The following is a 595-nucleotide window of genomic DNA, read 5'->3' on the forward strand; positions in this document are numbered from 1 at the left end:
GCGTTTGGGCCGAACCCGTTCTCAAACGACCCGTCGTTCGGGCGCCTATACCGGACAGGTGATCTTGGGCGCGTTCGTTCCGACGGGCTTCTGGAATGTCTCGGTCGACGGGATCGTCAGGTTAAAAGTCGCGGGCACAGAATCGAGCTGGGAGAAATCGAAGCTCGTTTGTCCGCTCATCCTTCGGTGCATGGCGCCGTCGCACTCGCCTCTGTCTGCGCAGGTGTAAAGCTTACGGCGCGAGATATAGCTGGGTCGGAGGCGCAAGCCGAATCGCGGCGTCTGGTCGCGTATGTGTCGGCTCCAGCTGAACTGGCGGAAAGCGATCTTCAGAAGTTTCTTGCTGAGGCACTCCCCAGCTACATGCTTCCGGAAAGAATCATCCATGTGGACGATATTCCACTGACCAGGAACGGAAAGGTCGATTTTGCAGCGTTGCCTGACCCGGCCAGTGTTCGGCCGTTATTATCAACGCCCTTCGCGGAGCCGCAATCAGACCTCGAAGTCCGGCTACGTCAAATCTGGTCCGGCATTTTGCGTATCGAGAACATAGGTGTAAATGACCAATTCATAAGCCTTGGCGGAGACTCGCTCC

1 protein-coding gene is annotated in these 595 nt (G+C 57.1%); it reads left to right on the forward strand.

Annotation, left to right across the window (positions count from 1 at the left end; genetic code table 11):
• Nucleotides 1-168: 168 nt before the first annotated feature.
• Nucleotides 169-595 (forward strand): AMP-binding enzyme (locus I6F20_RS38640; protein WP_225131605.1); only part of this gene is annotated, 427 nt, incomplete at its 3' end.

Source organism: Bradyrhizobium sp. IC3123, assembly GCF_020193625.1.
In the GTDB taxonomy this organism is placed as follows: Bacteria; Pseudomonadota; Alphaproteobacteria; order Rhizobiales; family Xanthobacteraceae; genus Bradyrhizobium; species Bradyrhizobium yuanmingense.